At 60.9% G+C, this 22964-nt stretch carries 24 protein-coding genes; 17 read left to right on the top strand and 7 right to left on the bottom strand.

Annotated features, from left to right (window positions below; all coding sequences use genetic code 11):
- Nucleotides 1-91: 91 nt before the first annotated feature.
- Both CW354_RS17490 and uvrC read right to left on the bottom strand, forming a co-directional pair.
- Entirely contained in the window at nt 92-328 is a 237-nt protein-coding gene (locus tag CW354_RS17490) for a hypothetical protein (protein WP_104831367.1), read from the bottom strand.
- 226 nt (nt 329-554) lie between these two features.
- Entirely contained in the window at nt 555-2468 is a 1914-nt protein-coding gene (gene uvrC, locus CW354_RS17485) for an excinuclease ABC subunit UvrC (protein WP_104831366.1), read from the bottom strand.
- A gap of 78 nt (nt 2469-2546) precedes the next feature.
- Here uvrC and CW354_RS17480 point away from each other — a divergent pair, with 78 nt between their 5' ends.
- Entirely contained in the window at nt 2547-3029 is a 483-nt protein-coding gene (locus CW354_RS17480) for a DUF3592 domain-containing protein (RefSeq protein WP_104831365.1), read from the top strand.
- 3 nt (nt 3030-3032) lie between these two features.
- Here CW354_RS17480 and folB read toward each other — a convergent pair whose 3' ends face one another.
- Genes folB through CW354_RS17465 form a run of 3 tightly spaced genes read right to left on the bottom strand, consistent with a single transcriptional unit; the run spans nt 3033 to nt 5215 of the window.
- Nucleotides 3033-3449 (bottom strand): dihydroneopterin aldolase, encoded by a 417-nt coding sequence (gene folB, locus CW354_RS17475; RefSeq protein WP_104831364.1) that lies wholly within the window; start codon nt 3447-3449, stop codon nt 3033-3035.
- A gap of 23 nt (nt 3450-3472) precedes the next feature.
- Entirely contained in the window at nt 3473-4234 is a 762-nt protein-coding gene (locus CW354_RS17470; RefSeq protein WP_104831363.1) for an SDR family oxidoreductase, read from the bottom strand.
- A gap of 3 nt (nt 4235-4237) precedes the next feature.
- On the bottom strand, nt 4238-5215 hold the full coding sequence (locus CW354_RS17465; protein ID WP_104831362.1) for a calcium/sodium antiporter: 978 nt from the start codon (nt 5213-5215) through the stop codon (nt 4238-4240).
- Nucleotides 5216-5574: 359 nt separating this feature from the next.
- On the opposite strand from CW354_RS17465, the gene CW354_RS17460 reads away from it, so the two are divergent.
- From CW354_RS17460 to mmsB, 15 genes are all read left to right on the top strand, one after another.
- Nucleotides 5575-6042 carry a hypothetical protein gene (locus tag CW354_RS17460; protein WP_104831361.1) on the top strand — a complete coding sequence of 156 codons (468 nt, stop codon included), beginning with the start codon at nt 5575-5577 and terminating at the stop codon, nt 6040-6042.
- 109 nt (nt 6043-6151) lie between these two features.
- Nucleotides 6152-6652 (top strand): PAS domain-containing protein, encoded by a 501-nt coding sequence (locus tag CW354_RS17455; protein ID WP_104831360.1) that lies wholly within the window; start codon nt 6152-6154, stop codon nt 6650-6652.
- A gap of 70 nt (nt 6653-6722) precedes the next feature.
- On the top strand, nt 6723-7946 hold the full coding sequence (locus CW354_RS17450; protein ID WP_104831359.1) for an aminotransferase class V-fold PLP-dependent enzyme: 1224 nt from the start codon (nt 6723-6725) through the stop codon (nt 7944-7946).
- A gap of 192 nt (nt 7947-8138) precedes the next feature.
- Nucleotides 8139-9632, top strand: a complete 1494-nt coding sequence (locus CW354_RS17445; protein WP_104831358.1) for a CoA-acylating methylmalonate-semialdehyde dehydrogenase — start codon at nt 8139-8141, stop codon at nt 9630-9632.
- 8 nt (nt 9633-9640) lie between these two features.
- The gene (locus CW354_RS17440; RefSeq protein WP_207764893.1) at nt 9641-10039 is read left to right on the top strand and encodes a RidA family protein; all 399 of its coding nucleotides are present in this window, start codon (nt 9641-9643) and stop codon (nt 10037-10039) included.
- The gene (locus CW354_RS17435) at nt 10040-10441 is read left to right on the top strand and encodes a GFA family protein (protein ID WP_104831357.1); all 402 of its coding nucleotides are present in this window, start codon (nt 10040-10042) and stop codon (nt 10439-10441) included.
- A gap of 127 nt (nt 10442-10568) precedes the next feature.
- Complete coding sequence (locus CW354_RS17430; protein ID WP_104831356.1) at nt 10569-10883, top strand: encapsulin-associated ferritin-like protein; 315 nt, start codon at nt 10569-10571, stop codon at nt 10881-10883.
- A gap of 43 nt (nt 10884-10926) precedes the next feature.
- The gene (locus tag CW354_RS17425; RefSeq protein WP_133162361.1) at nt 10927-11595 is read left to right on the top strand and encodes a DedA family protein; all 669 of its coding nucleotides are present in this window, start codon (nt 10927-10929) and stop codon (nt 11593-11595) included.
- 70 nt (nt 11596-11665) lie between these two features.
- Entirely contained in the window at nt 11666-12286 is a 621-nt protein-coding gene (locus CW354_RS17420; protein ID WP_104831354.1) for a VPLPA-CTERM sorting domain-containing protein, read from the top strand.
- Between the two features lie 182 nt (nt 12287-12468).
- Nucleotides 12469-13617 (top strand): isobutyryl-CoA dehydrogenase, encoded by a 1149-nt coding sequence (locus CW354_RS17415; RefSeq protein ID WP_104831353.1) that lies wholly within the window; start codon nt 12469-12471, stop codon nt 13615-13617.
- A gap of 12 nt (nt 13618-13629) precedes the next feature.
- Nucleotides 13630-13908: a hypothetical protein gene (locus CW354_RS17410; protein WP_104831352.1), complete on the top strand. Its 279-nt coding sequence runs from the start codon at nt 13630-13632 to the stop codon at nt 13906-13908.
- Nucleotides 13886-14947 carry an enoyl-CoA hydratase/isomerase family protein gene (locus tag CW354_RS17405; protein ID WP_104831351.1) on the top strand — a complete coding sequence of 354 codons (1062 nt, stop codon included), beginning with the start codon at nt 13886-13888 and terminating at the stop codon, nt 14945-14947. Before CW354_RS17410 ends, CW354_RS17405 begins: the two co-directional genes overlap by 23 nt.
- 8 nt (nt 14948-14955) lie before the next feature.
- Nucleotides 14956-15372, top strand: coding sequence for an EVE domain-containing protein (locus tag CW354_RS17400; protein ID WP_104831350.1), 417 nt, complete (start codon nt 14956-14958; stop codon nt 15370-15372).
- A 13-nt stretch (nt 15373-15385) separates the two neighbouring features.
- The gene (locus CW354_RS17395) at nt 15386-16060 is read left to right on the top strand and encodes an SDR family oxidoreductase (RefSeq protein ID WP_165793795.1); all 675 of its coding nucleotides are present in this window, start codon (nt 15386-15388) and stop codon (nt 16058-16060) included.
- The gene (mmsB, locus tag CW354_RS17390; RefSeq protein WP_104831348.1) at nt 16044-16976 is read left to right on the top strand and encodes a 3-hydroxyisobutyrate dehydrogenase; all 933 of its coding nucleotides are present in this window, start codon (nt 16044-16046) and stop codon (nt 16974-16976) included. The genes CW354_RS17395 and mmsB overlap by 17 nt, the downstream gene beginning before the upstream one ends.
- Here the strand turns inward: mmsB and CW354_RS17385 are convergent.
- Nucleotides 16957-17361, bottom strand: coding sequence for a PilZ domain-containing protein (locus CW354_RS17385; protein WP_104831347.1), 405 nt, complete (start codon nt 17359-17361; stop codon nt 16957-16959). The two genes, mmsB and CW354_RS17385, sit on opposite strands and share 20 nt — an antisense overlap.
- 177 nt (nt 17362-17538) lie before the next feature.
- On the opposite strand from CW354_RS17385, the gene CW354_RS17380 reads away from it, so the two are divergent.
- Nucleotides 17539-19374, top strand: a complete 1836-nt coding sequence (locus tag CW354_RS17380) for an ABCB family ABC transporter ATP-binding protein/permease (protein ID WP_207764891.1) — start codon at nt 17539-17541, stop codon at nt 19372-19374.
- On the opposite strand, the gene CW354_RS17375 is transcribed toward CW354_RS17380, so the two are convergent.
- Complete coding sequence (locus CW354_RS17375; protein WP_104831345.1) at nt 19371-22880, bottom strand: response regulator; 3510 nt, start codon at nt 22878-22880, stop codon at nt 19371-19373. The two genes, CW354_RS17380 and CW354_RS17375, sit on opposite strands and share 4 nt — an antisense overlap.
- Nucleotides 22881-22964: the final 84 nt, after the last annotated feature.

The following is a 22964-nucleotide window of genomic DNA, read 5'->3' as shown; positions in this document are numbered from 1 at the left end:
TATGGGTAGCGCATTTGTAAAAGCAAGGAAAATCCTGCTGCGCTGCAAAATTGGTCAGTAAACGAAAAACCTTAACGATTAAGGTTGGGGTTTACGATTGGGGTTCGTTTTCGCGGACAAATTCCGGCAGGCCGCGTTTTCTTGGCGCTTTTGCGGGCTTTTTCGGCTTTAGCGCTTCGGCCTCGCGCTCTTCGGCTTCCTTGGCGAGGCGCAGTTCACGAAGCCGCGCCGTCTTTTTCTGGGCGTCGCGCTTTTCCTTTTCGTGTTCGGCGCGCGCCGCTTTGGCGTCAATCTGACGATAAGCCTTGCTGGAGGTGTTGGAGGCCATTTTGCGCGTTCCTTTCGGGGCTAGCCCGGGAACAGCACCATGCGGCCGAGGCGTGGCCACCCCCTAACACCTTGCTCCGGTGATTGCATCATCTTCCCTGTGGAAATAATCCCGAAGGCCTCGTTTGCGCCGGAAAAGCCTGTTTTTGACCCGAAATAGGGTCAAAATCGTCAATTGAACCGGAAATGCTTCAATTTCCCTTTGATTGCAGCGTTTGCGGGGCGCCTCAGCCGCCATGAAAATAGTCGTAAATCTTCTGCGCCAGGGCGGCGGAGACGCCCTCGACCGCTTCGAGGTCGGCGGGTTTGGCGCTGGCGACCTCCTTGGCTGAACCGAAATGATGGAGGAGGGCGCGCTTTCGCTTGGCGCCGATGCCGGGGACGCCGTCGAGGGGATTGGCGGCGATGGCTTTCTTGCGCTTGGCGCGGTGCGCGCCGATGGCGAAACGGTGCGCCTCGTCGCGCAAGCGCTGTAAAACGAAAAGGCCCGGGTCGCGCGGCGGCAGGGTGAAGGGCTCGCGCCCCGGCATGACCACCTGTTCGCCAGTGGCGCCGGCCGTCCGGTCGATGCGTTTTTCGCCCGCTTCGTTTTCGCGCCGGCCCTTGGCGACGCCGATAATTGTCACGCCTTCGGCTTCCGGGTCGAATCCCATCTCATTGAGGGCGCCCAGCACAACGGAAAGCTGGCCCTTGCCGCCGTCGATGATGACGAGCTCCGGGCGTTCGGCGTTTTCTTCTTTCAGCATGCGCGCGAAACGACGCGTTAAAACCTCGCGCATCATGCCGAAATCGTCGCCGGGCGCGAGGCTTTCGGTTTTGATGTTGAATTTGCGGTACTGGTTTTTGACGAAGCCTTCCGGTCCCGCGACGATCATGGCGCCGACCGCGTTCGATCCTTGAATATGCGAGTTGTCATAAACTTCGATGCGCTGCGGCGGCGCTTCAAGGCCCAGAACCTCGCTCAGCTGCCTGAGGCTTTTCTGCTGGCTCGCCGATTCCGCCATGCGCCGCGACAGGGACTCCCGGGCGTTCATTTCCGCGGCTTTCACGAGATCGCGCTTTTCGCCCCGTTGCGGCGTCAGGATCGTCACCTTGCGGCCCGCCTTGATGGTCAGCGCTTCGGCGAGGAGATCGCCTTGCGGGGGAGTCACATTGACGAGGATCGAAGGCGGCGGCTCGCGCGCGTCGTAAAACTGCGCGATGAAAGCATCGAGCACCGCCGGCGGCTCGTCTTCCTTGTCTTGTTTTGGAAAGTAAGCGTGGTTGCCCCAGTTCTGGCCGGCGCGGAACAAAAACACCTGAACGCAGGATTGTCCGCCTTCGGAATGAATGGCGAAGACATCCGCTTCCGTAACGCCGCCGGGATTGATGTCCTGCGCGCCCTGAATATAGGAGAGCGCGCGAATGCGGTCGCGCAAGGCGGCGGCGGTTTCGAAATCGAGATCGGCGGAGGCTTTCTCCATCTGCTCGGACAGCGTCTTTTGAACGCTTGCGCTTTCGCCCGACAGGAAGGCTTTGGCTTCCGCCACAAGCTCCTTGTATTCCTCGGCGCTCACGAGACCGACGCAGGGCGCCGAACAGCGTTTGATCTGATGCAACAGGCAGGGCCGCGTCCTGCCTTCATAAGCGCTGTCGGAACACGAGCGCAGGAGAAACGCCTTTTGCAGCGTGTTGAGCGTGCGGTTCACGGCGCCGGCGGAGGCGAAGGGGCCGTAATAAGACCCCGGTCTTTTCTGCGCGCCGCGATGTTTCAGGATCTGCGGCGCATCATGGTCTTCGGCGACGAGAATGAAGGGAAAGGATTTGTCGTCACGCAGGATGACATTATAGCGCGGCTTCAATTGCTTGATGAGGTTCGCTTCGAGGAGCAGCGCCTCGGTCTCCGTCGCCGTGACCACGAACTCCATGGCCCGCGTCTCGGAAATCATTCTCAGAATACGGTTCGAATGGCCGCGTCCTTGCGCGTAAGACGAGACCCGGTTTTTCAGGTTCTTCGCCTTGCCCACGTAAAGAACCTCGCCCTTCGCGCCATACATGCGGTAGACGCCGGGCTTGGCGGGCAGGCGCCTGACCTCGTCGGCGATGAGCGCCGCGCCGGCAAGCGCGGGCTTTCCTTTAATTTCGGGGGCTTCAGGGCTCATTTCGAAATGGTTAACCGGGCGTTCACAATCCGGGTTTACATGAGCCTTTGAGCTAATGGCGCGCGGCGGCGAGGTCAAATGGCCCCTGAGCTGAAAACCAAGTCCGATGTCTCGATCGTGTTGATTTTCTTCACGGCGCTGGCGGTTTTCGGCGTCGCCGGGGGCGGGTTCTTCGTTCACGATTATGCGCGGGCGCGGGCGAGCCTCGGCTGGCCGGCCGTGGACGGCATCGTTTTGAGCCGTCTTGAGCGGGAAAGCGCGCCTTTGCGCTATGTCTATTCCTATGACGGGCGCAGCTATGAATCGACGCGCACGCGCAATTTCATGGGCTGGTTCCTGGCGACACCGGATACCGATCTACGGCCGGGCGAGTCCGTCGCCGTTTATGTGAATCCGGAAAATCCGGCTTATTCGGTGATCTTTCCGGGCGGCGCCGGCGCCGCCTTCGTGATCTTGTCGCTTCTGGCGGGCGGCGCCGTCTTTTTCGGCGTGGGCGGCGTCGTGTGGACGCTGTCCCGGGCGAGCGCGCGCGAACTGGTCTTCGCCGAAAACGCGATCTGAATTTTATCTCTTGGTGCGGATGATCTCGACGCCGGCGGCTTCGGCCTCGGGAATGGCGTTCGGCTTGACGATGCGCACCATGACGGAAATCACCATCGGCTCCGACAGGATGAGATCGGCGATGCGTTCGGCCAGGGTTTCGACAAGCTTGATATGCCCTTCGGCGATGATCGCTTTGATGGCTTGCGTCATGCTGTCATAGCACAGGATGTCGTCGAGGCTGTCGCTGACCGGATTGGCGGGCTCGACGACATCCGCCTCGAAATCGATCTTGATCGGCTGGGTGACGCCCTGTTCGCTTTCATAAGCGCCGATATAGGCGTCGAGCACCAGATCATGCACGAACACGCGCCGCCGCGGCGCCGTTTCGCTGCGGGGCAGGGGCGTGATGTCCATCGGCGTTTTCTGTCGTTTGCTCATGGCTGCTTAGGGGCTCTTTGGACCTATTCCTGCACCAGGACGTCCTCGGTGCGCCAGGCTAGATGTTGCCCCCCATCGACGGCGATCATCTGTCCTGTGACCGAACGCGCTGACAACAGATAAAGAAGCGCCCCGCATATGTCCTCAGGGTTCGCGCCATGGCCGAGAATGGTCGCCGCGTTCTGGCGCGCCCAGTCGGCGTCGGACTGGCGGGGATTTTTAAGGGTGGGACCGGGACCAATAGCGTTGACGCGCACGCCTTTCGGTCCGAGCCCTTGCGCGAGGGTTTTGGTCAGAGTGAAGAGCGTCGATTTCGACGCCGTGTAGGACAGGAACTGCGGCGTCAGCTTGAGGACGCGCTGATCGATGAGATTGACAATGAGACTGTCCGTCGGCGCTTGGCGCGCGAAATCCTGCGCCAGCTTTAACGGCGCGCGCGCATTGACCTCCATATGCAGGTCCCAGCTCTCGCGGGTCATGGTTTCAGCATCGTCATGCTCGAAAACCGAAGCGGAATTGACGAGGACGCAAAGCGGGCCGATCGCCGAGACCGCTTTGTCCATGAGCGCAGCGGTTTCTTTTTCCTGTGAAAGATCGGCGCCGACCGCCGCCGCCTTGCGGCCTTTCGCTTCGATCAGGGAGACGACCTCGTCGGCGCCGGCTTTCGATGCGTTGTAATGAACGGCGACGTCATAGCCGGCCTCGGCCAGCGTCAGGGCGAGGGCGCGGCCGATGCGTTTGCCTGCGCCAGTGACGAGCGCGGCGCCAGCCTTGTTCGCGGTCATGGTTTAAAACGCTCCTGCGTTCTTTGCGAGCAGCAGGATAAAACCAATATAGCCGGCCGTGAACACCAGGCCGCTCAGGCGTCCGATGTCTTTGCGGGTCAAAACGAAAGCCGAGAGCACGATGGCGGCGAAGGTCATGACCGGCAGATCGAGCGCCCGGGAGGCGTCGTCGAAGGCCGCCGTGCCGGCGAGCCCCGCCGCGCCGCCGACAGCAAGAAGATTGAAGATGTTCGAGCCGACGACGCCGCCAATGGCGACATCGGACTTTTTGTGCAGAGCGGCGGCGAACACGGTGGCGAGTTCGGGCAGGGAGGTGCCGAAAGCGACGATGGTGAGGCCGATCAGTTCTTCGCGCACGCCGAGATCCGCAGCGAGCTCCGCGCCGTTCGACACCAGAAAATGCGCCCCGAGCGGCAGGCCGACAAGACCGGCGGCAAGAAATCCGATGGTTTTGAGGCTGACGCCGGCCGCCGCCTGATATTCCTCCACCTCGTCGAGGATCGGGTCTTCGGCGTTTCCGGTCGCCGCGCGGATCCACATATAAGCGACATAGATCAGGATGCCGGCGAAAAGGACGCCGCCGATCCGCAAACCGATTTCGCCGGGGCCGTAAGCGGCGTAGAGAAACACCGCCGTGGCGATCAGCATGATCACGACATGGCGCCTGAGGCCGAGCACATGGGTGGTCACGGGATAGATGAGCGCCGGGACGCCCAGGACGAGGAAGATATTGGCGATGTTCGAGCCGATAATATTCCCGAGCGCAATGCCGTCATTCCCGGACATGACGGCCTGCACCGTCACCACGAGCTCCGGCGCAGAGGTGCCGAAGGCGACGATCGTCAGGCTGACGAGAAGCGCCGGGATTTTCAGCGCCGCCGCAAGGCTGACCGCGCCGCGGACAAGCAAATCGCCGGCGACCAGCAGGACGGCGAGGCCGAGAATGACGAGGGCGACCTGGGAGGCGATCTCCGGGACCATGAAACCCCTGGGGTTATAACCGGCGGCGACCGGCGCTGCGCCGGCGGGCGCAGCAAAACAGCCTAGTCGACGCGGCCTTTTTCGATAACATTCAGGAGTGCGAAAACAATAATGAAAGCGGCGATGATAGCGACCGCGGTCCAGCCTGGATTCATGAGTTTACCCCTTCTTAGCGCTGCGGGCGCTCCTTATAGGGCCGCCCGGGCGGAGCGTCACCCCCCTTCGCGTCCTGCCCGTCCGGCCTAGGCTTTGAGCCTAATAGCTTCAAATTTAGGAAAAAACCCTCTTCGGCGAAACACAGCTTCTTCATGTCTTGCCGCCTATCTTGGCGCCACGGGGGGCAAAAACAGGCGGGCGACATGAAAAGCGACGTTTTGGATAATCCGGGGAAGGCTGCAGAACGCAGGATCACCGAGCGGCGGCTCACCGAACGTGTGAAAAACAAATGGGCGCGAATCGCCCGCGGCCGGCTTCCCAGCCTGCGCGAGGTCGAGGAGCTCAATCTCGGGCCCGACCGGCCATTCTGTTTCGCCATCGATCTCAGGCTGTCGGACATCTTTCCGTATTTCGTTTACATGGGCGAAGAGATCTCGCGGTTTTCTTCGGCCTATCCGCTTGGCGATCCGCGTCGCGAAAAAACGCTGCTCGACGCCGCCATGACCAAGATGGACCAGGCGGCGCTGAACCGGGAGCCGGTGGAATATTCCGATATCAAAAAACTCGATGACGGACGCCGGGTCGCCTTCCGCAGCATCCTTTTGCCGGTGTCGGAAAACGGCCAGGACGTGAGTCATATTTTTGGCGCTGCAAAAGGGCGGATGCTTTAAGGCTGGCGGCGCTATTCCGTGCAAATTTGATCTAAATTTGCGCCTTGCAGAAAATCATCAGCTTACAAACCTGTCATATTCTGGCCGCGGGTGACAGAGCGGGGCGGCGATGCTGAGCGATGTAGCGGAGCTTTTCGGCAGTGAAATGGCGGCGCCGGCGGCGGATCGCCGCCTGACGCGCAGGCTGGTGGACGCCTGGGCCCGCGCGGCGCGCGGACAATTCCCGAGCTGGCAGGCGATGCAGGAATCCAGTCTCGGCGACGACTGGAACTGGGTGTTCGCCGTCGATATCGAAAAGAGCGTCGGTTTCCCCTATTTCATTTATCTCGGTCATTGTCTCGCCAAGCTGTCGGATGTTCATCTGTCCGGCGAGGCGGACTGGACCATGACGCTGCTCGACAAGGCGACATCGGATATTTACGCCGCCGTGGCGTCGGAGGCGCCGCATTATCGCGACGATACGCTGACCTTGTGCGACGGGCGCAGGCTTTTGTTCCGGTCCGTCACGGCGCCGCTTGCGGAGGATGGATCGACCGTTACGCATATTATCGGCGCAGCGAACGGCCGGCTGGCCGTTGACGTCGACCCCGGCCTCAAACTGGTGGAATAATCGGGCGCTGTTCTTGAATGTCGGCGGTCCTGCGGTAAGGGTGGCTCGCGCGCAACCCCCGCGAGGCCTTATGCCGCTCGATCTTGATTTCGTCCGCCGCCAGTTTCCCGCCTTTTCCGAACCGTCGCTCAAGGGGCAGGCGTTTTTCGAGAATGCAGGCGGGTCTTATGCGTGCCGGCAGGTGATCGACCGGCTGACTCGCTATTATCGCGAACGCAAGGTCCAGCCTTACGGGCCTTACGAAGCCTCGCGCCTTGGCGGCGAGGAAATGGACGAAGCGCGTGCGCGGCTGGCGGCGATGCTCAATGTCGAGACCGACGAGGTGAGCTTCGGTCCGTCGACGACGCAAAATACATATGTGCTGGCGAAGGCGTTCGGCGATCATCTGGCGCCCGGCGATGCGGTCATCGTCACCAATCAGGACCATGAAGCCAATTCCGGTCCCTGGCGGCGGCTGGCGGAGAGGGGAATCGAAATTCGCGAATGGAAGCTCGATCCCGAGACCGGCCATCTGCCGCTGGACGGACTGAAAGCGCTGCTCGATGACAAAGCAAAGCTCGTCTGCTTTCCCCATTGCTCCAACATCGTCGCCGAGATCAATCCGGTCGCGGAGATTGCGGCGCTGGCCCATGACGCCGGCGCTTTTGTCTGTGTCGACGGCGTCAGCTACGCCCCGCATGGTCTTCCCGATGTGGGCGCGCTTGGCGCCGACATTTATCTTTTCTCTGCTTACAAAACTTACGGGCCGCATCAGGGTGTGATGGTCATCCGCCGCGCGCTGGGCGAAGCGCTGCCCAATCAGGGGCATTATTTCAACGCCGATACGCTCTACAAACGTTTCACGCCCGCCGGACCCGATCACGCGCAAATCGCGGCCTCCGCCGGCATGGCGGATTATGTGGATGCGCTTTACGCCCATCATGGCGGCGGCGAGGCGTCTGCGCGGGAAAGAGCGCAGGCGGTGCATGATCGCATGCGCGGCCATGAAATCGCGCTCCTTCGGCCTTTGCTCGATTATCTCTCCGAGAAAAATTCCGTGCGGCTTTTAGGACCGCGCGACGCGGGCGCCCGGGCGCCGACGGTCGCCGCCGTCACGAAGGAGCCGGGCGCCGCGGTCGCCGAGAAACTGGCGCCGCTCGGGATCATGGCGGGGGGCGGGAGTTTTTACGGCAATCGCTGTCTTGAGGCGCAAGGGGTCGATCCGGCGCATGGCGCGCTGCGTCTCAGCTTCGTTCATTACACAAGTCCTCAGGAAATCGACAAGCTTCTGCGCGCCCTCGACTCTGTTCTCTAGGCGCCGCCTTTCGAAAATGCGCAAGTTTATCGCTTGCGGAACCGTCTTCGTAGGGGATTTTCGTCCCAAAAGTCGGCGCCGCGCGCGCCTGTCGCCGTGCTTGCGAGGGGGCGGCGCCGGGACTAGGGTCCGCGCGAATTTCAAGAGGCTCCCGAAGGCGGCGAGCCCGCGGAGAGTGAGCGAGGAAATCCCATGACGACCCACGGACATTTCATAGGCGGCAAGTTGGTTGACGGCGCGAGCGGCCGGACGAGCGATGTGTTCAACCCGACGACGGGCGAAGTTCAGGCCAAGGCCGCACTGGCGAGCGCGGCGGAGGTCGCCAGGGCCGTGGATGCGGCGGAAAAGGCGTTTCCGGACTGGGCCGCCACCAACCCGCAGCGCCGGGCGCGGGTCATGTTCAAGTTCAAAGAGCTTGTCGAAAAGGACATGGACAACCTCGCAAAGCTGATTTCCGCCGAGCACGGCAAGATCCTGCCCGACGCGCGCGGCGACGTGCAGCGCGGGCTCGACGTGATCGAGTTCGCCTGCGGCATTCCGCATCTGCAAAAAGGCGAATACACCGAAGCCGCCGGCCCCGGCATCGACGTTTATTCCATGCGCCAGCCGCTCGGCGTTGTGGCGGGGATCACGCCGTTCAACTTCCCGGCGATGATCCCCATGTGGATGTTCGGCGTCGCTGTCGCTGTCGGCAACACGTTCATCAACAAGCCGTCCGAACGCGATCCGTCCTGCCCCTTGCGCCTTGCGGAGCTGATGATGGAGGCCGGCGCGCCGGAAGGGGTTTTGAACGTCGTCAATGGCGACAAGGAGGCCGTGGACGCGCTCTTGCAGGAGCCGCGCGTCAAGGCGATTTCTTTTGTAGGCTCATCGGACATCGCCAATTACATTTACGCGGAAGGCGCCAGATACGGCAAACGCGTGCAGGCTTTCGGCGGCGCCAAGAACCACATGATCATCCTGCCCGATGCGGACATGGAGAACGCCGTCAACAATCTCATCGGCTCGGCTTACGGGTCGGCGGGCGAGCGCTGCATGGCGACGCCGGTCGCGGTGCCTGTGGGCGAGGGAACGGCCGAGGAGCTGATTTCCATGTTGAAGCCGAAGGTGGAGGGCTTGCGCATCGGCCCGTCCATGTCGGAGGATTCCGATCTCGGGCCGCTCGTCACCGCGGCGCATAAGGAGCGCGTCGCGAACTACATCCAGATGGCCATCGACGAAGGCCAGGAGGCGCTCGTCGACGGCCGCGAGTTCAAGCTGCAAGGCTATGAAGACGGCTTCTTCATGGGCGGCACGCTGCTCGACAAGGCGCAACCGAGCCACAAATCCTATATCGAGGAAATCTTCGGGCCCGTGTTGCAGATCGTGCGCGCGAAAAACTTCGAGGAAGCGACGCAGCTTCCCTCGCAGCATCAATATGGCAACGGCGTCGCCATCTTCACGCGCAACGGCGCGGCGGCGCGCGAGTTCGTGCAGAAGGTCAATGTGGGCATGGTCGGCGTCAACGTGCCGATCCCGGTGCCGGTCTCCTATCATACCTTCGGCGGCTGGAAGCGCTCGGGCTTCGGCGACACCAACCAGCACGGCCCCGAAGGCGTGAAGTTCTGGACCAAGATCAAAACCGTCACCCAGCGCTGGCCCGAAGACGTTCAGGGCTCGGAGTTCGTCATTCCCACGATGGAGTAGGGCGGCCAGTGACCGGCGCGCGCCTCATCGTTCCTTCCGGATCGCCGCTGGAGCCGGAAATCGGCTTCAGCCGGGCCGTGCGCGCCGGAAACATGATTGCGGTCGCGGGAACGGCGCCGATTGCGGAAGACGCAATGACCGCCTGTCCCGGCGACGTTTACGGACAGACAAAACGCTGTCTGGAAATTTCTTTGAAAGCAATAGCGGAAGCGGGCGGCGACGCGGCCTCGGTGATCCGGACGCGAATCATGCTGACGGATATTGCGGCATGGAAAGAGGCGGCGCGGGCGCATGGCGAGCTCTTCAAGGATATTCGGCCCGCTTGCACCTTTGTGGAAGTGAAGGGCTTCATCGATCCGGAATGGCTCGTTGAAACCGAAATGGATTGTGTTGTTGAAGGGGATTGAATGACGGTTCTTCAAGGAAGCTGCCTTTGCGGCGCGGTCGAATTCGAGTTCGCCACCGAAGAGCTTGACGTCACCGCCTGTCATTGCGGCCAGTGCCGGCGCTGGAGCGGGCATTACTGGGCGGCCTTCAGCGGGCCGCGCGAGGGCCTCTCCTTTACCGGGGGCGAGGACAAGGTTGGCTGGTTCAAATCCTCGGACCTCGCCCGGCGGGGCTTTTGCCGCGAGTGCGGCTCGGCCCTGTTCTGGCATGGCGAGGGGATCGAGGCCTATAAGGACCGGATTTCCGTCGGCGCGGGAGCGATCAAGGGCGCCCCGCCGCTGCAGTTGACCCAGCATATATTCGTCGACGACAAGGGCTGCTATTACGAGATTGCGGACGGGCTGCCGCAGAAAGACGCATAATGAGCGCATAGGCCCGCCCAATTCTTGACGGGCTGACGCATGACCGCCAGAAACTCTATGGCTTGAACTGTTAAACATAGCGTCAAATGGCCTCAGGCAGGGCGGGCCACTCACCATAGGAGCATTTATGTCAAGCGAAGGTCTTCACGCGCCGCGCGAGCGGCTCAGCAAAGATACGATCCATATGCATCAGGCAATTTCCTCGCTTATGGAGGAGCTTGAGGCCGTCGACTGGTATCAACAGCGCGCCGATGACTGTGAAGACCCGTCGCTAAAGGCGATCCTCCTCCACAATATGAAAGAGGAGATTGAGCACGCCGCCATGGTCCTCGAATGGCTGCGGCGCAATTCTGAGGATTTCGACAAAGAGCTAAAGAACTATCTTTTCAAGGACGGTCCGATTACCAAGCTCGAAGCGGAGACGATGGGCCGCGAGAAATAGCGATGACGCGGCTGTAAAGCCGGCGAGTAAGAGGAGCGTGGGGTTGTTCGGACTTGAAACAGCCGACATGGCGATGCTCACGGGGTGGGCGCTTTACGCCGCGATTTTCTTCACCCCCTTCATTCAGGAAGATGTCGCCGTCATCGGCGCGGCGACCGCCTCTCTCGCCGGCGCCGCCCATACGGAGATTATTCTCCCCGTGATCCTCGCAGGCCTTGTCGCCTCCGACGCTTGGAAATACTGGATGGGCCGGCTCGCCCGGCGCTATGACTGGGCGCATAAATTCGCCGAGAAGCCGGGCGTCTCCGTCGCCGGCGATCTTATCCGCAAGGAATTTCTGCAGACCATGCTGACGGCGCGGTTTGTGCCTGGCACGCGCATCCCCACCTATATCGCCGCCGGGTTCTTCAGGGCCTATTATCCGAAATATGTGCTTACCCTGATGTTCACCGCCTCGCTTTATGTGGGCATCGTTTTTGGCCTGTTCCATTGGGTGGGCGCCGTGGCGGGCGAGCATGCGCTGTTCTGGCTGCCTATAGGCGCGGTTGTGCTGCTCGTCGCCTATATCGTCTTTCGCTGGCTCAATCATGTGCGCCGCCATGAAGGCCCGATGACGCCGCTCACCAAAGAGTTCGATCATCCGATGCCGGACATGCCGGGTTTTGAAGGAACGCCGCTCGAAGAGAAGCCGGACGAGCCGGAAAATAAATAAGAATCTCAGCTATCTCTTTGGTTAAGAAACGGCTATGGTGCGTCCGTAAAATTACTTGGGGCGAGTCCACATGAAACTGAATAATGTATCTGCCGCCGCTGCCTTTGCAGCGGCGTTGTTTTTCTCTGCGTCTGCTTTTGCCGCGCCGGTTTCCGTCAATGAAACCGACGCCTTTATTGGCGGCGATTATCAAAATCTCTTTCTCGACGCCGATCCAGACAATGACGCCTTCGATGTCGAAGCGGGCGCCAATACGTTCGACGGCAGCATCGTGACGCCGGGCGACGGCGCCGACGTCGTCATCGTCAGTCTGGACGATGACGAAATTATCACCGGTTTCATTATCGAGTTCGCCACCAATTCCGATGCGTTCAATCCGGTTTCGATCAGTCAGAACACCAAATTTCTGGTTGAAGAGTTCGACGACACGCCGCTTTTGCTGACAGTGCCGATTGGCGGCGCCGGCACATACTCTTCTCCCTCGGGCTTCACCTTGCCGGGCGGCCAGCTCTATTCGTTGTTTCTCGGTTCCGAAGTGCTGGCGCTCCTGAATGGGGCGGTTGAGTATCGGCTGACCGTGAATGTCGAATCGACGGCTGTCTCGGAAGTGCCGCTGCCGGCGGGCTTCCTTCTCATGGGCGCCGGCATTGCGGGGCTTGGCGCTGTAAGCCGCCGGCGTCGTCGCGCTTAGGCGATCTTCAATCTGCTAAGACTTCGGCGCCGCTGGTCAGCGGCGCCGTTTTCTTTTGGGCGTTTGACGCCCGTTTCACGCATGCCCCGGCTGAGCGTATTGCTGCGTCAGCTTGCACGATCTCGCTAAATCTGCGAGGAGAAATGCTGGCGGCGTAAGGCCTGGCTTGAGGAATTTGATTGATGGATTTCGCCCTTTCCGAGGAACAGGAAGCCATTCAGGAGATGGCGCGGCGTTTTGCCGAAGACGAGCTTGCGCCGCACGCCGCGGAATGGGACGAGCAAAAGCAGTTTCCCGTGGACGTCATCAGGAAAACGGCGGCGCTTGGCCTCGCCGGGATTTACACGCGCGAGGATGTGGGCGGCTCGGGGCTGGGGCGTCTCGATGCGGCGCTGATCTTCGAGGCGTTGTCGGCCGGCTGCACGGCGACGGCGGCTTATATTTCCATTCACAATATGTGTTCCTGGATGATCGACCGTTTTGCGTCGGAGGAGCTGCGCCAGAAATATTGCCCGAAGCTGACGTCGATGGAGATGGTGGCGAGCTATTGCCTTACCGAGCCGGGGTCGGGCTCCGACGCCGCGGCGCTGAAGACCAAGGCCGTCAAAGACGGCGATCATTATGTGCTGAACGGCTCGAAAGCGTTCATCTCCGGCGCCGGCGTCTCCGACCTATACGTCGTCATGGTGCGCACAGGCGGCGACGGGCCCAAGGGCATATCGACCGTACTTGTCGAAAAGGATGCGCCCGGCCTTTCCTTCGGCGCCAATGAAAAGAAGATGGGCTGGAACGCGCAGCCGACGGCGATCGTCAATTTCGAGGATTGCCGCGTGCCGGTCGCCAATCGCGTCGGTGAGGAAGGCGAGGGCTTTAAGTTCGCTATGATGGGCCTCGACGGCGGGCGTTTGAACATCGCCGCCTGCTCCTTGGGCACGGCGAATGCGGCGCTGAAAGCCGCTCTCGATTATTCCAATGAGCGCAAGGCCTTCGGCAAACGGTTGAACGAACAGCAGGCGCTGCAGTTCAAGCTCGCCGACATGGCGACGGAGCTCGAGGCGGCGCGCGTGATGCTCTATCAGGCGGCGTGGAAACTCGATCATAAAACGCCGGATGCGACGCGCCATTGCGCCATGGCGAAACGCTTCGTCACCGATGTGGGTTTCAACGTGGTCAACGAGGCGCTGCAGATCCACGGCGGCTACGGTTATCTCAAAGACTACCCGCTCGAACGCATGCTGCGCGACGTCCGCGTCCACCAGATCCTCGAAGGCGCCAACGAGATCATGCGCGTCATCGTCGCAAGAGATTTGTTGAAAGACTATCAGGCGTAAAGACAGGACGCATTGAGAATACTCGCTTCCATAGGACTGTTTCTCGCTGGGCTCGCGGCAATCGCCTACGCTTATCTCGACGCCTATACAGCCATCGGGCGCGACATTGCGGAAACGGCGGAGCGCGGCGAGGAGGTCTCCGCCTTCAACAAGGCGATGGACCTGATTTTGTCGGGAGAGCTTCCCGAGCCCACAAGCGTTCTTTATGCAGGGCTTCTTCTCATCGCCATCGGCGTTGTAATTTTGATTGTTAGCGGCGGAAAGAAACATGACGACGGACATTCTGTTTGAGGAAATCGGCGACTGGGGCGTCGTCACGCTCAATCGTGAAAAGGCGCTGAACGCGCTGACCCTCGACATGGTGAAAGCCATGCGGGAGCAGTTGACGAAATGGGCCGGCGGGCGTTCGCCGGTGAAAGCGGTGCTCGTCAAAGGCGAAGGCGAAAAGGCTTTCTGCGCCGGCGGCGACATCCGCTGGCTGCATGACAAAGCGAAGGACGACCCCGCCGGCGCCTCGGAATTTTTCCGCGAGGAATACCGCAACAATTCGCTGGTCTATCATTTCCCGAAACCTTACGTTGCGATGGTCGACGGCATCGTCATGGGCGGCGGCGTCGGGATTTCCGTACACGGCGATTTCCGCGTGGCGGGCGACGCGACCATGTTCGCCATGCCCGAAACCGGCATCGGGCTTTTCCCGGATGTGGGCGGCGGGCATTTCATGCCGCGCCTTCATGACGGGCTCGGGCTTTATTACGCGCTCACCGGGGCCCGGGCGAAAGCCGCCGACTGCATGGCGGCGGGCGTCGCCACTCATTATGCGCCGGGCGACAAATACGAAGAACTGCAAAAGGCGCTCCTCGCAACAAAGCTTGGCGGTCATGCGCACGCAGACATTGAAACCGTGCTCGACATCTATGCGGGCGATCCCGGCCATGCGCCGGTGAACGACATTCGCGGCGACATTGCGCGGCTGTTTCAGGGCCATGAGACGCTGGACGGGCTGATGCGCGCGCTCGAAGCCGATGAGAGCGATTTCGCGAAAGAAACGCTGAAAACCCTCTCGCGCATGTCGCCGACGTCGGTGCGGCTCGCTTTCGAACAGATGAAGCGCGGTTACGAGCATGATTTCGACGATGTGATGAAAATGGAGTTCCGCATCGTCCGCCGGGTCATGGAAGGCCATGACTTCTTCGAGGGCGTGCGCGCCCAGATCATCGAAAAAGACCGCAATCCGAAATGGAAGCCCGCTTCTCTCGCCGATGTGAGCGACGCCGATATCGCCCATTATTTCGAACCGCTCGGCGATAAAGAGCTGGTGCTGCCTTAGGAAATGACATGGCCTACTGGCTTTTGAAAACCGAACCGGACGACTGGAGCTGGGACGAGCAACTCGCCAAAGGCAAAAAGGGCGAGCCCTGGACGGGCGTCAGGAACGCCCAGGCGCGCAATTTCATCCGTGAGATGAAGAAAGGCGATCTCGCCTTTTTCTATCACACGGGCGGCGAAAAACAGGTCGTCGGAATCGTGCAAGTCATCAAGGAAGCCTATCCCGACCCGACCACCGATGACGAACGCTGGCTCGTGGTCGATGTCGCCGCCGTCGAGCCGGTCCCGGAACCGGTGACGCTTGCCGACATCAAAGCCGAGCCGAAGCTCGCCGAGATGAAGCTCGTTAAAAATGCGCGGCTTTCCGTTCAGCCGGTTGCGGAAAAGGAATGGAAGCTCGTGCGCAAAATGGGCGGCCTCAAATGAGAAAGGAAAACCATTGACCGCAATTCTCATCACCGGCGCCAATCGCGGCATTGGCCTTGAATTTGTGAAACAATATGCGGGTGAGGGCGCGCGCGTGCACGCCTGCTGCCGCGTTCCCGAAAAGGCGGATGCGCTGAATGCTGTTGAAGGCGATGTCGTCACCCATAAGCTCGACGTCTCTGATTTCGGCGCCGTCAAGGCGCTGGGTAAAGAGATCGACGAGCCGCTCGACATCGTCGTCGCCAATGCGGGCGCCGGCGGCAAGGATGTGGGCGAGTTCGGCGCGCTCGATTATGATGCGTTCCTTCACCTGCTCGCGGTCAATACGCTGGGGCCGGTCGCGACGCTCGAAGCCTTTGCCCCGCATCTCAAAAAAGCCAAGGGCAAATTCGCGGCGATTTCATCCATTCTCGGGTCGATCGCCAATGCCGGCGGTTTCGCGCAGGCCTATTCGACGTCGAAAGCGGGGCTCAATATGGCGCTCAAGGCCTATGCGCCGGTCTTCGCCGATACAGGCGTCGCCATCGCGCCGTTTCACCCGGGCTGGGTCAAAACCGACATGGGCGGTCCGGAAGCGGCGGTCGCGGTCGAAGACAGCGTCGCCGGCCTGCGCGAGCGGATCGAGAAAATGAAACCCGGCGCGCCGCTGCGTCTGACTGATTATCAAGGCAATGAAATCGGCTGGTGACCAATTCGGCCGGGAGGAAATGACAATGACGAAAATCGGATTTATCGGGCTCGGCAATATGGGCGGGCCCATGGCGGCCAACCTCGCCAGGGCGGGGCTCGACGTCACCGCGACGGACCTTTCCATCGGCGCCGTCGATCGCGCGGTGGAAGCTGGCTGCACGCGCGGGGAAACCGTTGCGGCGACCGTGAAGGACGCGGATGTGGTGGTCTCCATGCTGCCGGCGGGCGCCCATGTGCGTTCGGTCTATATGGAAAGCTATGGCGTCATCGCCAACGCCAAGCCGGGCGCGCTTTTCATCGACTCCTCGACCATCGATGTCGATTCTGCGCGCGCCGTGATTGCGGCGGCGACGGAAAAAGGCTTCGCCATGGCCGACGCGCCGGTCTCCGGCGGCGTTGCGGCGGCGACGGGCGGCACGCTCACCTTTATGGTCGGAGGCGAAGCGAACGCGTTCGAGCGCGCCAAGCCGGTGCTCGAAAAAATGGGCAAGAATATTTTCCACGCCGGCGCCGCGGGCAACGGCCAGGTGGCCAAGATCTGCAACAACATGCTTTTGGGCATTTCCATGATCGGCACCTGCGAGGCGTTCAACCTTGCTGAAAAACTGGGGCTCGACGCGCAGACGTTCTTCGACATCTCTTCGGCCGCCTCGGGCCAGTGCTGGTCCATGACGAGCTATTGTCCCGCGCCGGGCCCGGTGCCGAATGCGCCGTCGAACAACGACTACAAGCCCGGCTTTGCGGCGGGGATGATGCTGAAAGATTTGCGGCTCGCTAATGAAGCCGCCCACAAGGCGAAAGCCGCAACGCCGCTCGGCGCCCAGTCGGAAGCGATTTACGCGCTGATGGAGGCGGCCGAGAAAGACGGCGTCGATTTCTCCGGCGTGATGAAGCTCATTCAGGGGGCGCTTTAGATCCGCCCGCATGGGGGTCGGGCCCCTCGCGGCCCGGCGTCAAGTCCTGAACATAGGCGAGGCCGGCTTCGGTCTCCTTCTGCCAGGCGACCCGCGCCTTCTTGACGACGCCGGTCTGGTCGAAATGCAGCACCACCACCGGCGGCAGCGGGTAAGCGCCTTCGAGATGCACATAAGCGCCGCCGTCGCTGACATTGCGGATGACGCAGCGCAGCTGATCCGTTTTGGTCAGGAAAATCTTGCCGGGCTTGAAAACGGCGCCGCGCTCGTCCCGTTCCGGCGCCCAGCGCTTTTTCAATTGCGGGATGCGCGCTTCGGTCACTTTGGGGGCGGCGTTCTTGATCGCCGCCAGGCGTTCTGCAATCCGGTTATTATTTTTCGCCATTCAGCTATCTAAAACTTTGCACTGTCTCTCCCCCGATTCAGCATGCCCTAAATATAATGATTTCCCCGCCCGGCGCTATCGATGCAGGGCATTGTAATGAATTTCTTTTTCGTGATCTCAGGCTGAAAATTCAGGTCGGGGCTGGTTTTTCGCGCGCTCCGGCCCCATTTTCCCGCCGTGACCGCACAAGCTGAAGAAGAATTTGCAGGCGCGCCGGCGCCTTTCGGGCGTTCGATCGCGCGTATGTTCGGGATTCTCTTAAGACCCGAGCTCTCCCGCTGGCGCATGCGAATCGCTCTCGCCTTCCTGCTGACCGTCGCCGCCAAGGGGCTTTCGGTTCTTGCGCCGGTCTTTATGGGCGAGGGGCTGAACACGCTTTCCGCCGGGGAGGCCGCGGCGGCGGGCGGCGCCTTTGTCTTGTTCTTCATCCTGTTCGCCGCGGCGCGTTTCGCGTCGAGCGCGCTGCCGGCGTTGCGCGACGGTTTTTTTTCAGTGGTGACGCAGGACGCGCAGCGGCTTGTCTCGGTCGACGCTTTCCGCCACGCTCAGCATCTTGACCTGCAGTTCCATCTGACGCGCCGGTCCGGCGCGCTCAACCGTGTGATCGAGCGCGGCGCCAGCGCCATGGAATATCTGCTGCGTTTCCTCGCCTTCAATATCGGGCCGACCCTCGTGGAGCTCGCCTTCGCCGCGGCGGTGATGGCCAAGCTTTACGGCGTTCAATTTTCCATTGCGGTGATCATCACCGTCGCGGTCTATGCGGTCTTCACGATCATCGTCACCGAATGGCGCAACAAGCAACGCCGGGTTTTTAATGAGGCGGATACGCGCCTGCGCGGCATCGCCCTCGACACGCTCGCCAATTTCGAGACGGTGAAATCCTTCGCCGCCGAGGACCGCGAGTCCGACCGCTATGACGGCGCCATGCAGGACTATAACCGTCATTATGTGAAGATCATGACGTCGCTGGCTTTCCTCAATGGCGGCCAGGAGCTGATCATGAATTGCGGCGTGCTCGCAGTCGTCGTCATGGCCGGCTTCGGCGTCGTGAACGGCAATCTGCAGGTGGGCGACGTGACGGCGATCATGCTGATGCTCTTCAATATTTACCGGCCGCTCAATATTCTCGGCTGGGCCTGGCGCGAAATCAAACAGGGCACGGTGGACATCGAGAAACTGTTCGGCCTGATGGATAAGAAGCCTGCTGTCGCCGATGCGCCGGGCGCAATCGACTACAAGCCGCGCGACGGCGCGCTTGCCTTCGAGCATGTCTCCTTCGCCCATGAAGGCCGGGCGAGCGGCCTGCGCGATGTGTCTTTCAAGGTTCCGGGCGGCGCCTTTGTGGGCGTTGTCGGCCCTTCCGGCGCCGGCAAGTCGACCGTGTTGAAGCTGCTCTTCCGGTTCTACGATCCGCCCGCGGGCCGCGTCTTGGTCGACGGGCAGGATGTCCGGGACCTGACGCAGCAATCGCTGCGCGCCGCCCTCGGCCTCGTCCCGCAGGAGGTGACGCTGTTCAACGACACGCTGCGGTTCAATCTCGCCTATGCCCGCCCTGAGGCCGGCGACGAAGAAATCATGGCGGCGGCCAGGCGCGCGCAATTGACGCCGTTTATCGAAAGCCTGCCGGCGGGGCTCGACACCAAGGTCGGCGAACGCGGACTGAAACTTTCCGGCGGGGAGAAACAGCGCGTCGGCGTCGCCAGGGCGATTCTGCTCGATCCGAAGATTCTGATTCTCGACGAGGCGACGTCGTCGCTCGATTCAACCACGGAGCGGGAAGTGCAGACGGCGCTGAAGGAAGCCGCGCGGGGGCGCACCACCATCGCCGTCGCGCATCGCCTGTCGACCATTGCTGGCGCCGATATGATCCTTGTTTTCGACAATGGCGAGATTGTCGAGCGCGGAACTCACCAGGAGCTGATCGTGAAAGACGGGCTTTACGCCTCGCTCTGGCGCCGTCAGACGAGCGACGGCGAAGTTGACCCCGCGCTTGAACCGCTTCCGGCCTTTTAGGCGCTGTTGCTGCGGCGTTTGCGCGCCTCATCGCCTGTCCAACGCTTTAAAATCTCTTCAAGCGCATCCTGTTTCACAGGTTTGGGCAGGTAGTCGTCCATGCCGGCGTCTAGACACCGCTGGCGGTCCTCGCGCAGCGCATGGGCGGTGACGCCGATGACGGGCGCATGGCAGTTTTGTTTTTCCTGAATCTTGCGGATATGGCCCGTGGCCTCGGCGCCGTCCATTTCCGGCATGGACATGTCCATGAGGACGACATCGGGCCTGTCGGCCTCATAACTTTCAACGGCGAGCCGGCCATTCGAAGCGATCGACACCTCGCAGCCCATTTTCTCCAGCATCGCCTTGATCACCATCTGGTTGACGATGTTGTCTTCGGCGACAAGGACACGCAGCGGCGCGCCGTTCACTTTAAACTGGTGGGGCTGTTGGCCGTCCTTGTCCTCGGCGAGCTGCGTGTCGGCCGAGCGCAACGCAGAGACGGCGCTGTCGTTGAAAGCCGTCAGAATCGAATCGAGCAGCATGGAGGCGCGTGCGGGTTTGACGAGATAGGCGGAGAAGAGATCGCCTGAAAGACCTGACGGATCGCCCTTTCGCCCGGCCGAGGTCAGGAGAACCAGCGGCGCTGCCGCAAGCTCGGGATCCGCCTTGATCAGTTTCGCCAGTTCGACGCCGTCGGCGCCGGGCATCTGGAAATCGAGAACGCCGATGGCGTAAGGCGCGCCGTCTTTCGCCGCTTTGCGCATGGCGGCGAGGGCCTCGTCCGCATTCTCTGCGAGATCGGCGTCGAGATTCCAGGAGGCGAGCTGTTCTTTCAGGATCGTGCGGTTGACCTCATTGTCGTCGACGATGATGGCGCGCTTGCCCTCGAAAGAGGCGCTCGGCGCCGGCTTTTCGCCCGAGGCGGCGTCGTCAATGGCGAGCGGCAGGCGGATGCGGAACGTGGCGCCCTTGCCGTTCTCGCTTTCCACACTGATGTCGCCGTTCATCGCCTGGATCATCTTTTTACTGATCGAGAGCCCGAGACCGGCGCCGTTATGTTTGCGCGCCGAGGAGCCGTCCACCTGTTCGAACTCCTCGAAGATCGCCTGCAGTTTGTGATCGGGAATGCCGCAGCCGGTATCCGAAACCGAGATGGTTATATCAGCGATTTCGCCGCGTTTGACGCCGCCGACCTCAACAAGGATATGTCCTTCTTCGGTGAATTTCACAGCGTTGCCCAGCAGATTTGTAATGACCTGGCGCAAACGGCCGGGATCGCCGATAAACGTTTCGTCGAGACCCGGATCATAGCGAACCAGAAGCTCGAGATTCTTTTCCTCCACCGGGATCGACAGGAGCGCCGCCACGTCCTCGACGCATTCGCGCAGGCTGAAGGATTCTTTCACGAGCTTCATTTTTCCGGCTTCAAGCCGCGAGAAATCGAGAATGTCGTTGATGATCTTGAGAAGCGCGTCGCCGGAACTGACGATGACGCGCGCCATATCGGCTTGTTTGTCATCGAGCTTTGTGCCGAGAAGAAGGGAGGCCATGCCGATGACGCCGTTCATTGGCGTCCTGATCTCATGGCTCATATTGGCGAGAAATTCCGATTTCGCCCGGTTCGCCGATTCCGCTTCTTCTTTTGAAATGCGAAGCTGTTCAGAAAGGGCGCGGAGCTCATCTTCACGCATCTGCGCTATGGTGATGTCGCGATAGGTGATCACGAGCCCGCCATGCGGGCGCCGCCGCGCGCTCTCTTCGATGATGACGCCGTCCTTCTGGCGACGGATGGCGCGGAATTCTTCTCTGGTGGCGAGGGCGGCCTCGCATTTTTCGAAATAATCTTCCGCGCTTTCGAATTCATACATGCCGTGCCGGACGCCGATTTCCAGGAGCGGGCGGATATCATTGCCGACCGCCCAGGCCTCCTTGGAAAGGCCTGACATCTGCCAGGCCTTTTCATTGATTTCGATGATCGTGAAGCTGTCGTCGATTACAACGAGGCCCTGGGCCATGGATTCCATCACCTCGGCCATGAGCTGGGATTTTTGCGCAATGTCTTCGGTGCGCTGGCGAATTGTTTCTTCGAGATTGGCGTTGGTCTCTTCGAGTTTGCGCAAGGCGTCGGCCTCCGCCATCCTCGCGGAGATCTGGTCGGTGACGTCATGGGCGACGCCGCGATAGCCTTGGAATTCGCCATCCGGTCCGAATATGGGTTTCGCGCTGCGTTCGATCCAAACCGACTTGCCGTTATCGAAGGTCACGCAGGAGACGAATTCCTGGATCGGTTCGCGGCGGGCGATGGCTTCCTGCAATTCAGCCCAGGCTTCCTCGCTGACCCGATTGCCGGAAAACGACATCTTTGCGCCGATGAACCCGCTATGGTCGGCGCCAGTGACTTCTGCGGCCCGGTCGGAAATGTAGGTGTAGCGCAGCTCGGCGTCGACCTCCCAGATCCAGTCGCCGGCGCTTTCGGCGAAATCGCGATAGCGCGCTTCGCTCTCGCGCAGTTTCTTTTCCGCTTCGGCCTGTTCGGATATATCTTTCGTCCAGCCTACATACCCTTTGAAACGGCCGTCTTCATCAAACACCGGCATGCCGTGTTCGGTGACCGTCATAATTGTGCCGTTCATGCGGACAAGATTGTGGCGCACGCCGTCAATCGGTTTGCGTGCATCGAACAGACGAAACAGTTCTGTCTCGGCTTCTTTTGACCGGCCTTCGTCAAGACGAGAAATCTCAAACGCCTTATGGTCCGAGCGGGGCTTGGCTGAGCGGCCGGTCAATTTTGTAAAATTCGGGGAAAGATAGGTCAGATAACCGTCCGCATCGGTTTCCCAGGCCCAGTCCGAGGCGGCCTCCATAAAATGACGGAAACGTCCGCTTTCGCGATTGGCGCTCTCTTCGACTGTTTGCTTTTTTAGAGACAGTTCTGCGAGGGCCTCGCCGGTGCGCCGATTGTGATAATGCGCAATCACGGCGCCGATCAGCATGATGCAGGCGATAATGATGAGATCGCTGTCGCCCGTGGCGATCATCAGCGGCGTAAAAGGTACGATGCACAAGAAAAGCGGAAGGCTTGAAGCGCGCGGGACGGCGGAGAGCCCCAGGGATGCCGCGACGCCGCAATAAAGACACCACAAACCGAGAAGAATGTACCCTTCCTTATCGGCGTATTGCGCCAGGAAGATCGCCATCGCCGCACAGGCGATCCCGAGCCCCGCAGCGATCAGCGGCGACGCCGTGACGCGGCGGCGTTTTTCTTCCGGGCTGAGAGCGTCGATATTCAGTCTCAGCCATTCGGGGATGCGTACGGCGAGGTAGCCGATGAAAATGCCGAGGCTGGTCAAAATGACGGGCCCTGCATTTTCAATGAACCGGTATCCGATCAGGGCGGAGCAAAGGGCGATCCCGACCAGAACGCGCGGAATCTGCAGCTTCAATTCCCGCAATTGCCGGTCGATCACCGCATCGGGCGCGAAAGCCTGCTTTGCGCCGGCGAATTTTTGATTTATTTTTTGCATCCGGCGGAAGGCTCCAGACTAGGTTGGCGTGAGAATGGAAAATGATGGTTAATTCGCCGTTTAGGGAACGCGCCGTCAGCCTCG

The organism is Hyphococcus luteus (genome assembly GCF_002943565.1).
Classification (GTDB): domain Bacteria; phylum Pseudomonadota; class Alphaproteobacteria; order Caulobacterales; family Parvularculaceae; genus Hyphococcus; species Hyphococcus luteus.
The sequence above is the reverse complement of the archived record's forward strand: the minus strand, read 5'-3'. Positions and strand labels throughout refer to the sequence as shown.

Coding starts and splice junctions, on each gene's coding strand:
- uvrC (WP_104831366.1), bottom strand. CDS start 2,468: ATGAGCCCTGAAGCCCCCGAAATTAAAGGAAAGCCCGCGCTTGCCGGC.
- CW354_RS17480 (WP_104831365.1), top strand. CDS start 2,547: ATGGCCCCTGAGCTGAAAACCAAGTCCGATGTCTCGATCGTGTTGATT.
- CW354_RS17465 (WP_104831362.1), bottom strand. CDS start 5,215: ATGGTCCCGGAGATCGCCTCCCAGGTCGCCCTCGTCATTCTCGGCCTC.
- CW354_RS17435 (WP_104831357.1), top strand. CDS start 10,040: ATGACGGTTCTTCAAGGAAGCTGCCTTTGCGGCGCGGTCGAATTCGAG.
- CW354_RS17460 (WP_104831361.1), top strand. CDS start 5,575: ATGAAAAGCGACGTTTTGGATAATCCGGGGAAGGCTGCAGAACGCAGG.
- CW354_RS17375 (WP_104831345.1), bottom strand. CDS start 22,880: ATGCAAAAAATAAATCAAAAATTCGCCGGCGCAAAGCAGGCTTTCGCG.
- CW354_RS17430 (WP_104831356.1), top strand. CDS start 10,569: ATGTCAAGCGAAGGTCTTCACGCGCCGCGCGAGCGGCTCAGCAAAGAT.
- CW354_RS17450 (WP_104831359.1), top strand. CDS start 6,723: ATGCCGCTCGATCTTGATTTCGTCCGCCGCCAGTTTCCCGCCTTTTCC.
- CW354_RS17405 (WP_104831351.1), top strand. CDS start 13,886: ATGACGACGGACATTCTGTTTGAGGAAATCGGCGACTGGGGCGTCGTC.
- CW354_RS17490 (WP_104831367.1), bottom strand. CDS start 328: ATGGCCTCCAACACCTCCAGCAAGGCTTATCGTCAGATTGACGCCAAA.
- CW354_RS17455 (WP_104831360.1), top strand. CDS start 6,152: ATGCTGAGCGATGTAGCGGAGCTTTTCGGCAGTGAAATGGCGGCGCCG.
- CW354_RS17385 (WP_104831347.1), bottom strand. CDS start 17,361: ATGGCGAAAAATAATAACCGGATTGCAGAACGCCTGGCGGCGATCAAG.
- CW354_RS17400 (WP_104831350.1), top strand. CDS start 14,956: ATGGCCTACTGGCTTTTGAAAACCGAACCGGACGACTGGAGCTGGGAC.
- CW354_RS17470 (WP_104831363.1), bottom strand. CDS start 4,234: ATGACCGCGAACAAGGCTGGCGCCGCGCTCGTCACTGGCGCAGGCAAA.
- CW354_RS17415 (WP_104831353.1), top strand. CDS start 12,469: ATGGATTTCGCCCTTTCCGAGGAACAGGAAGCCATTCAGGAGATGGCG.
- mmsB (WP_104831348.1), top strand. CDS start 16,044: ATGAAATCGGCTGGTGACCAATTCGGCCGGGAGGAAATGACAATGACG.
- CW354_RS17420 (WP_104831354.1), top strand. CDS start 11,666: ATGAAACTGAATAATGTATCTGCCGCCGCTGCCTTTGCAGCGGCGTTG.
- folB (WP_104831364.1), bottom strand. CDS start 3,449: ATGAGCAAACGACAGAAAACGCCGATGGACATCACGCCCCTGCCCCGC.
- CW354_RS17445 (WP_104831358.1), top strand. CDS start 8,139: ATGACGACCCACGGACATTTCATAGGCGGCAAGTTGGTTGACGGCGCG.